General features: G+C 73.5%; 6 protein-coding genes. 4 read left to right on the forward strand and 2 right to left on the reverse strand.

Features of this window, described 5'->3' with window-relative positions; genetic code table 11:
• Nucleotides 1-7 precede the first annotated feature (7 nt).
• Entirely contained in the window at nucleotides 8-3190 is a 3183-nt protein-coding gene (locus EEJ42_RS46725; RefSeq protein ID WP_123108225.1) for a cytochrome P450, read from the reverse strand.
• Nucleotides 3191-3357: 167 nt separating this feature from the next.
• Between EEJ42_RS46725 and EEJ42_RS46730 the strand changes: the two genes are divergently transcribed.
• Entirely contained in the window at nucleotides 3358-4041 is a 684-nt protein-coding gene (locus EEJ42_RS46730; protein WP_123108226.1) for a LuxR family transcriptional regulator, read from the forward strand.
• A gap of 22 nt (nucleotides 4042-4063) precedes the next feature.
• Here EEJ42_RS46730 and EEJ42_RS46735 read toward each other — a convergent pair whose 3' ends face one another.
• On the reverse strand, nucleotides 4064-5023 hold the full coding sequence (locus EEJ42_RS46735; RefSeq protein WP_246097899.1) for a hypothetical protein: 960 nt from the start codon (nucleotides 5021-5023) through the stop codon (nucleotides 4064-4066).
• A gap of 99 nt (nucleotides 5024-5122) precedes the next feature.
• Here EEJ42_RS46735 and EEJ42_RS46740 point away from each other — a divergent pair, with 99 nt between their 5' ends.
• From EEJ42_RS46740 to EEJ42_RS54060, 3 genes are all read left to right on the forward strand, one after another.
• Nucleotides 5123-6316 carry an NAD(P)/FAD-dependent oxidoreductase gene (locus EEJ42_RS46740; RefSeq protein WP_246097901.1) on the forward strand — a complete coding sequence of 398 codons (1194 nt, stop codon included), beginning with the start codon at nucleotides 5123-5125 and terminating at the stop codon, nucleotides 6314-6316.
• The gene (locus tag EEJ42_RS46745; protein WP_123108229.1) at nucleotides 6313-6594 is read left to right on the forward strand and encodes a (2Fe-2S)-binding protein; all 282 of its coding nucleotides are present in this window, start codon (nucleotides 6313-6315) and stop codon (nucleotides 6592-6594) included. The genes EEJ42_RS46740 and EEJ42_RS46745 overlap by 4 nt, the downstream gene beginning before the upstream one ends.
• Before the next feature lie 37 nt (nucleotides 6595-6631).
• On the forward strand, nucleotides 6632-6712 hold an 81-nt coding region (locus EEJ42_RS54060; RefSeq protein WP_281291683.1), incomplete at its 3' end, for an NAD(P)-binding protein.

Below are 6712 nucleotides of genomic sequence, written 5' to 3' on the forward strand. Positions count from 1 at the left end.
GCCCAGGTCACCCGGCGTAGACGTCCTCCACGTAGCGGCCCTCGGCCATCAGGGCGTCCAGCCACCGCTGCGCCGCCGCGTCGTCGGCGCCGGGGGTGTGGGCCGCGTACACCGACCGGAAGGCCTCCCGCACCCCGGGGGCCATCCGGGCGCCGTCGCCGCACACGTACACGGCGGCGCCCTCCGCCAGCAGCTGCCAGATCTCCGCGGCGTCGGCGGCGATGCGGTGCTGGACGAAGTGGTGGCCGTCGATCGGGGCCTGGCTGAACGCCGGGCGCATGGACACCGCGCCGACCGCCTCGGCGGCGCGCAGTTCCTCGCCGTGCAGATAGTCGGCGTCCGGCGCGTCGCAGCCGAAGTAGCACAGCGCCGGGGCGAGCGGTGTGCCGGACTCCACGAGCGCCCGGCGGTCGGCGACGGTGCCGCGGAAGGGGGCGAGCCCGGTACCGGCGGACACCATGATGACCGGCCGGTCCGGCGCGTGGCCGATGCGGAACGCGTCCCGGCAGGGCTGCACCCGGGCGAGCACGGTGTCCCCGGGCCGCACCGCGTTCAGATGGCCGGAGCCGGTGCCCTGGAAGCCGCTCGTCTCGTCGCGCAGCAGCGACACCATCAGATCGACGTGGCGCGGTGAGACGGCTGGGGAGGACGAGATCGAGTAGTGGCGCGGCCGCAGCGGCGGCAGCAGCTCCAGCAGCACCGGCCAGGTCAGCGTCTCGCGCAGCGCCGGGTTGGCCTCGATCAGGTCCAGCAGGGTGCGCTCACCGGGGGCCTGCGCGGCGAGCGCCGCCTTCTCCGGCGGGCAGGGGTTCAGCTCGGCGAGCAGGGCCAGTTGCTCGGCGTTCGGGCGGTGGTTCAGCTCCACGTGGTGCGTCAGCAGCTCCCGCACGCTGACCGGCCGGTCCACGGCCAGACCGCCGCGGCGGGCCGGGCGGGCGGGCACGATGCTGAGCACGGTCTCCGGGTCGGCGTGCAGCAGCTTGGCGGCCCGCGTCACCAGCTCCGGGTCGTTGGCCGGGAGCACGGTGAGGTGGTCGGCGGTGCGGTACGCGACCCCCTCGGGCAGGGCCAGCCGCACGAACCGCTTGACGCGCGCGTACGACGGATCGCTCAGGCTGCCCGTCTCGGTGACCTCCATCGCCACCATGCCGTGCTGCCGCGCCAGACCGTCCAGCGGCCCGCCGGTGACCTCGGTGACGGTGTACGCCGGGCCGTCGTCCGCCGCGTCGGCGGCCGGGGCCGCTCCCGCGGTGGCCGGGTCGCCGTGGCGCTCCAGCAGGGCGGTGCGCAGCCGCTCGGCGAAGTCCCGCACCGTGCCGCTGAGATCGCCCGAGGCGTCGGCCGCGGCCCGGTCGATGAGCCGGGTGGCACCGAGGGCGGCCAGCCGCTCGTCGATCAGGGTCGGCACGCGCTGGTAGGTGGCGGCCCAGTTGCGGTCGCCGACGCCGAGCACCGCGTACGCGACGCCGTCCGCCGCGCCCGGTTCGGCGGTCTCCAGCCAGGCCAGGAAGGCGGCGGCGTCATCGGTGGGCTGCCCGTTGTAGGAGGCGGCGGTGATGACCACCGGGCGGTCGGTGGGCAGCCCGCCCGCGTAGGCGTCGAGCGGGGCGACCTCGGTGGCGCAGCCCAGGCCGTCCGCGTCGGCGGCCAGATCCTCCGCGAACGAGCGGCAGGTGCCGAAGTTGGTGCCGTACAGCAGCAGGGCACCGGTGTCCTGGCGCACCCGGCTCGGCAGCGAGGCGTCCCGTACGGGCGCGCCTGTCGCCACCGCGGCCGCCGCCACCGCCCGCTCCTGCGGGGTGCGGGGGATCAGCCGCAGGGTGAGGCCCTCGGGCTTGAGGGTGAGCGACTCCTTGACGTGGAGCCGGTAGTCCGCGTGGTCGATCAGCCGGTAGCGGTGCACCAGCATCGCGAGCAGCATGGTGGCCTCGTGCAGCGCGAACTGCCGCCCGATGCAGGCCCGTTCACCGGTGCCGAACGGCTTGTACGCGTGCACCGGGCGCGCCGCCTCGGCCTCCGGGTCGAAGCGCGAGGGGTCGAACAGCTCCGGGTTGTCGCCCCACACCGCGGCGCGGTGCAGCATCGGGGTGAGCACGATGGCGGGCTGTCCGGCCCGCATCGGAATGCGCCCGCCGAGCATGGTGTCCTCGCGCGCCTGCCGGGAGAACGCCGCCGCGGTCGGCCACAGCCGCAGCGCCTCGTTCAGCACCTGGCGGGTGTAGCGCAACAGCCCCACCTGCTCGAACGTCGGCTCCGGGTCCGCGTCGGCGCCGAACAGGGCGTCCGCCTCCCGCTGCACCCGGCGCAGTTCGCCCGGGTTCTTGGCGAGGTAGTGCAGGGCGAAGGACAGTGCGCCCGAGGTGGTCTCGTGACCCGCGATCAGGAAGGTGATCACCTGGTCCCGGATGTTGGCGTGGTCCAGCGGGGTGCCGTCGGACGGATGCGTGGCACCCAGCATCAGCCCCAGCAGATCGTCGGTGCCCGACTCGCCCGCGGCGACCCGGGCCTGGATCACCTCGTCGACGACGGACGTGAGGTACGCCGTATCGGCGCGGAACGCCTCGTCCTGCTCGCTGTAGTCCACATCCGGGCGGCGCGCCACCTTGCGCATGCTCCACTCCAGGCAGCGCACCATGGCGCTGACGAACGGATGCGGCTCCGCGCGGTCGAACGAGCCGAAGTCGTAGCCGAACCCGGCCAGCCCGATGGTGTCCAGCGTCATCCGCGTCATGTCGTCCGTCACCGCGACCGGCTCACCGCCCGCCGCACGGGCGTCCCACGCGTCGATGACCCGCCGCGCCACCTGGAGCATCACCGGGTGGTACGTGCGCATCGAGCCGAGCGCGAAGGCGGGCATCAGGATGTCATGCGCCTTCGCCCAGTTCGGCTCGTCGTTGTACGCGGTGAACAGCCCGTCGTGGGTGAACTCCCGGACGTTCTCCAGCGACTGGTTGACGAACTTGGCGAACCGCTGGTCGTCACAGAGTTCCGCCACCAGGTCGGGGTCGCTGACGAACAGCATGTCGGTGCCGTGCAGCCGCCGCCGCAGCACCGGGCCATGGCGCCGCGTCAGCTCCATGGCCTGCTGGATCGGGGTGTTGTTCGTCTGCTCGGAGATGTCGACGAGCGGGACGCCGTCGGAGCTGCCGCCCTCGGCGGTCCCGGCCGGAAGGAGGGGGGTTTCGGTCATGACGGTGCGATGCCTTCCATGCGAGGGGATGTCTCCAGCGTCGCCCCGCCGACCCGGCCCGCCCGCCCGTCGCACTACATGATTTTGTAGTGCCGGGTGGTGTGATCGACTTGCGCACGCGCCGTTCGCGGTGTCAAGAGGAGTGACGTACGAGAGCGAGGTCCGGCATGGACGAGCCCGAGGTGCCGGAAGAGGCCAGGAAGATCCTCGGCGGTGAGGACTGGGTCGTCTGGCGCAACCGCTCGCTGCTGCTCTTCGACCGGGTCCCGGTGCCGTGCGCGGTGTGCCGCACGGACGGCGAGGTCCTGATGGCCAACCCGGCGATGGCGGCCGAGTGGGGCACCACCCCCGGGCAACTGGCGGGGCGCAACGTGCTGGAGCTGTTCCACCCCAACGCGGCCGCCCAAGTGTACCGCATCGTCGAGGCGGTCCGGCTCGGCCGCCGCTCCCGCTATCCGATCGAGGTGCGGTGGCAGTCGCCGGACGGGGCGCGGCGGTACGGCGAACTGACCGCGGACACCGTGAGCGACACCGACAGCCCGATGTGGCTGCTGGTGCTGCTGCGGGTGCTCGGCGAGGAACCCCGGCCGCGGAGCGGTGGCACGGCGGACCCGGCCCCCGGCGAGACGGAGCAGGCCGCCCCCATCGAGGCCCGGATCCTTGCGCTCGCGGCGGGCGGCCACACCACCGCCCAGATGGCCCGGCAGACCGGGCTCACCGTGGACGGCGTCAACTACCACCTCACCCGGCTCTCCCGCCGCTGGGGCGTCGGCAACCGCGCGGAGCTGGTGGCCCGGGCCTATGTGCTCGGCGTGCTGGCCCCGGGCGTCTGGCCGCCGGAACCCTCCTGAGACTTCCTGCCCTGACGGTGGCTCAGCCGCGAATGGTCACGCCGTGGTGCGTACGCAGCCGCCGCAGCTCCCACAGCGACAGCGCGGTCACCGACAGCGGACCGCCGAACGCGGCGCACAGCTGGGCGGGCAGCGGCCCGTTGGGCAGCCCGTCCGACAGCAGGTTGAAGCCCGCGATCAGCCACACCAGCACCCCGGTGAGCACGGGCGGCAGCGCGGCGTGCACATAGGCGGTGTTGAAGGCGCTGCGCGCGACGTACGCGGAGGACAGGACGAGGAACACCAGCGTCCACGGCAGACCCACCATCAGCGGCAGGCCGACCACGAACAGCATCACGCCGTGCAGCCCGTGCAGCAGCGTCGTCTGGCCCACCACATAGATGAAGGCACCGAAGGCCGCCAGGATCAGCACATACCAGCCCACCGTCTTGAGCGGGCCGCTCAGCCGGGAGCGCAGCTCCGGGCGCCGGTGCGGGGGCGCGTAGAGGATGAAGCCGAACACGACCAGCGGTCCGGTGAGGAGGAGCAGGAGCGGGGTCGCGAAGAGATTGGCGGCACCGTCGGTCGCCGCACCGCTCCAGCCGCCGTCCGCCCCGTACATGTAGACGAGCGCCAGGGTCGCGACGATACCGAGAACGGAGCGGGTGAGCTGGACCCGGTCCACCAGATGGTCCCGGACCCGCCCGCCACCCTCCTTGTCGAACAGCCGCTTCGCCACGCGGTTCGCCGAACGGACCAGCGGGATGAGCGGCGAGAGCAGCCACCACCGACGGCGGCGCGCCGGGGCCGGGACATACGGGCCGGGCGGCTGCGGAGGCACACCGTACGGGGCGGGCGGCGGCGGTCCGTAGGGGTTCGGCGGCGGCGGCCCGTAGTACGGATTCTGCGGCGGCGGCCCGTACGGATCGGGTGTGGGCGGCGGACCCCATGGCCCGCCTCCCTGACCAGGATTGTTCGGCGGCTGCCATCCCCCCGTAGCCACGTGCACTCCTCCCTCGATAGGTGCCGTGGCGGCGAATTCTAGCCATAGGCCGTCGCCGCACCCTGGCCAGGGATAGTGCAATATGACATGCTACCGACCATGACCGGTACGAGTTCCCGACCCGGCATTCCCCGTCCCCCGGATGTGCTCGTCATCGGGGCGGGCATCATCGGCGCGGCCTGCGCGTATTACTGCACGTCAGCGGGGTTGCGCGTGACCGTGGTGGAGCGCGGCGCGATCGGCGGCGGGACCACCGGTGCGTGCGAGGGCAACATCCTGGTGTCCGACAAGGAGACCGGACCCGAACTGGACCTGGCGCTGCTGTCCTCCCGGCTGTGGCGGGAAATCCGGGACGATCTCGGCGCCGCCGCCGTGGAATACCACGCCAAGGGCGGCGTGGTGGTGGCCGGTTCGGACGCCACTGCGGCGGGGCTCCGGCGGCTCACTGCCCAGCAGCGCGCGGCCGGGGTGGAGGCGGTGGATGTCGGCCCGGACGAACTGGCCGAGCTGGAGCCGAACCTGACCCGCGAGGTGGCGGGCGGTGCCCACTACCCACAGGACGCGCAGGTCCAGCCCGTACTGGCCGCCGCACACCTGCTGCGCCACGCCCGCGCCCGGGGCGCGACCGTCCACACCGGGGTGAACGTGACCGGCTTCCTCCGGGACCGGCAGGGAGCCGTCACCGGGGTGCGCACCGACTCGGCCACCCTGCCCGCCCTGCCCGCCCGATGGGTCGTCAACGCCGCGGGCACCTGGGCCGGGCGGCTCGCCGACCTCGCCGGGGCACCGGTGCCGGTGTTACCCCGCAAGGGGTTCATCCTGGTCACCGAGCCGCTGCCGCGCGTCGTACGGCACAAGGTGTACACCGCCGAGTACGTGGCCAACGTCGCCAGCGACGACGCCGGTCTGGAGACCTCGGTGGTGGTCGAGGGCACCCGGGCGGGCACCGTCCTGATCGGCGCCAGCCGGGAGCGCGTGGGATTCGACCGCACGGTGGCGCTGCCCGTGCTGCGGAAGCTCGCGGACCAGGCCATCGGTCTCTTCCCGTTCCTCTCCGACGTGGCGCTGCTCCGCGGCTATCTGGGCTTCCGCCCCTACTGCCCCGACCATCTGCCGGTGATCGGGCCCGACCCCCGGACCCCGGGCCTCGTCCACGCCTGCGGCCACGAGGGCGCCGGGATCGGCCTGGCCCCCGCCACCGGCCATCTGGTCGCCCAACTGCTCACCGACCGGGCACCGGATCTGCCCCTCACTCCGTTTCGCCCGCAGCGATTCGCGGAGGCCGCCGCATGAACCGGACCCCGTTCACCTTCCGCTTCGACGGCCGGACCATCGCGGCCGAGCCCGGCCAGAGCATCGCGGCCGCGCTCATCGCCGACGGGCAGCGCTCCTGGCGCCGCACCCGCGAAGGCGGCAGCCCGCGCGGGATGTTCTGCGGCATCGGCGTGTGCTTCGACTGCCTGGTGACCGTCAACGGGCGTCCGAACCGCCGCGCGTGCCTGGTCGAGGCCGCCCCCGGGGACGTGGTGGAGACCCAGGAGGGAGCGGGCCGTGCCCACCTCGCCTGCTGAGACTGCTGAACCGGCGAACGTCCCGTACGACATCGCGGTGCTCGGCGCCGGGCCCGCCGGGCTGTCCGCGGCCACCGCCGCGGCGGCCCACGGCGCCCGGGTCGCGCTGCTGGACGCG

The organism is Streptomyces botrytidirepellens, assembly GCF_003721215.1.
Classification (GTDB): Bacteria; Actinomycetota; Actinomycetes; order Streptomycetales; family Streptomycetaceae; genus Streptomyces; species Streptomyces himastatinicus.